This window comes from Streptomyces sp. NPDC041200 (genome assembly GCF_055591805.1).
Genome location: NZ_JBVIZF010000117.1, coordinates 1 through 2,579, shown reverse-complemented (window position 1 = coordinate 2,579; position 2,579 = coordinate 1). Strand labels below are relative to the sequence as shown.

At 72.4% G+C, this 2,579-nt stretch carries 1 protein-coding gene; it reads left to right on the top strand.

Annotated elements, in window-relative coordinates; genetic code table 11:
• The coding region (locus ACZ6CL_RS42840) for an acyltransferase domain-containing protein (RefSeq protein ID WP_468946983.1) at positions 1-2,579 on the top strand (2,579 nt) is incomplete at both ends.

Below are 2,579 nucleotides of genomic sequence, written 5' to 3'. Positions count from 1 at the left end.
GAGGATGGCGCGAGGGTGGTGGCGCTGCGTAGTCGGGCGTTGCGCCAGCTGGCCGGTGGTGGAGCGATGGCGTCGCTCGGGGTGGGTGAGGAGCGGGTCGGACAGCTGCTGGCCCGGCTCGGTGATCAGGCCGCTGGAGTGGGGGTGGCGGCGGTCAATGGGCCGTCTTCTACGGTGGTTTCGGGTCCGCCGGAGCAGGTGGCCGCGGTGGTGGCCGCGTGCCAGGAGAAAGGTGACCGGGCGCGGTTGATCGATGTGGATTACGCCTCGCACGGTCCTCAGGTCGATGAGATCCGCGACGAGCTGATGCGTGTACTGGACGGCATGACGCCCGTCGCCGCGCCCTCGGATGATGTGGCCTTCTACTCGACCGTTACCGGTGGCCGAGCAGATACGGCCGGGCTGGACGCCGCGTACTGGGTGACGAATCTGCGGGAGCGCGTACGCTTCGCCGACGCGATCGAGGCGCTGTTGCTCGATGGGCACCGGGTGTTCATCGAGGCCAGCACCCACCCCGTGCTCACCGTGGGCATGGAGGAGACCTTCGAGCGGGCGAGCGTGGACGCGGTGACCGTGCCCACGCTGCGCCGCGACCACGGCGGTCAGGACCAACTGGTGCGCTCCCTCGCCCAGGCGTTCGTCGCGGGAGTCTCCGTCGACTGGACGACCTTGTTCCCGGCCGAGCCGACACCGCGTACCGTCGACCTGCCGACCTACCCGTTCCAGCACCAGCACTTCTGGATGGCCGGCCGGGGCGGGGCCGGTGACCCCAGTGACCTCGGGCTGGTCTCCGCGGGACACCCGCTGCTGGGCGCCGCAGTCGAGCTGGCCGACGGCAGTACGCACCTGCTCACCGGCAGGATCACGGCCGGTGGCGGCGAGGGCTGGCTCAGCGACCATGTGGTGGCAGGGGCCGTTCTGGCGCCGGGCGCGGCGCTCGTGGAGTGGGCGTTGCGCGCGGCCGACGAGGTCGGCTGTGGCGGGGTCGAGGAGCTGGCGCTGCAGGTGCCCTTGGTCCTGCCCGAGTCGGGGGGCTTGCGCGTACAGGTAGTGGTGGGCGAGGCGGCCGACGACGGACGGCGTGCGGTCCAGGTGTACTCCCGTCCCGGGGACGCCGACTCCGTAGCGGGGTGGGTGAGCCACGCGGAGGGCGTACTGAGCCCGCCACGCGCGGACACCGGAGCGACGGCCGAGGGATTGCACGGCGCGTGGCCCCCGGCAGGCGCACAGGCGGTGGAGCTGGACGGGTTCTACGAGCAGGCCGCGGCGGCGGGATATGCGTACGGTCCGTCTTTCCAGGGGCTGCGCGCGATGTGGCGGGACGGGACGGATGTCGTCGCCGAGGTGGCGTTGCCTGAGTCGGCGGGGGAGGGGGAAGGCTTCGGTATCCACCCGGCGTTGTTGGACGCCGCGCTGCACCCGGCGCTGCTGATTGCCTCGTCCGAGCGGGAGCAGGGCGACGACCAGGTGTGGCTGCCGTTCGCCTGGAGTGGCGTGTCCTTGTGGGCCACCGGGGCCACCACTGTGCGGGTGCGGATCTCCCCGCAGCAGCATGGCGTGGACGGCGAGCGGGGACTGCGGATGGTGGTGGCCGACGCCACCGGGGCGCCGGTCCTGACGGTGGACTCCCTGGTGACGCGCCCGGCCCGGATCGATGAGCTGCAGGCCGCGGGCGCGCATGGCGTGGAGGGGCTGTTCGCGTTGGAGTGGACGCCGTTGCCTGCCGTGCCGGTCACGGCGGATGACGACGCCCGGGTGGTCCTGGGCCCCGATGATCCGGATGCGACCGCGACAAGTGCGGTACGGCATCCGGACCTGGAGTCGCTGGTCGCGGCACTTGACGCGGACGATCCCGTGCCATCCCTTGTCTTCGCCTGCCTTCCGCACTCCGATGCCGTGTCGGCGGCCGAGGGGCTGACCGCTGTCGAATCCGCGCTGGAACTGGTGCAGGGCTGGCTGGCCGAATCGCGGTTGGCCGATACCCGGTTGGTCGTGGTGACGCGAGGTGCGGTCGCGCGTACCGAGGACGTGGACGTGGCCGGTGCCGCCGTATGGGGCCTGGTGCGCAGTGCGCAGGCGGAAAACCCAGGACGTTTCCTCCTGCTCGACCTCGCGCCCGGAGCCGACGTGCTCGCGGACGGCGTGCGGGACGCCGCCGCGTGTGCGGTGGAGCGGGATGAACCCCAGCTGGCGGTACGGGACGGCCAGGCGCTGGTGCCCCGGTTGAAGCGGGCCGACGCCGACCAGCCGTCGGACGTCGTCCCGGCCGCGCTCGCCCCGGAGGGCACGGTGCTCATCACGGGCGGCACCGGCACCCTGGGTGGACTGGTCGCCGAACACCTCGTCCGTGCGTGGCAGGTCGGCCACCTACTGCTGGTGAGTCGCCGTGGGCCGGACGCTCCCGGCGCACGGGAGCTGGCCGACCGGCTGGAAGACCTCGGAGCGCGGGTACGGATCGCCGCCGTGGACGTCACGGACGCGGCGGCGGTGGCGGAGCTGGTGGCGGGCATCGACGCGGAGCATCCGCTGACCGGTGTCATCCACGCCACGGGTGTGCTCGACGACGCGGTGCTCACCTC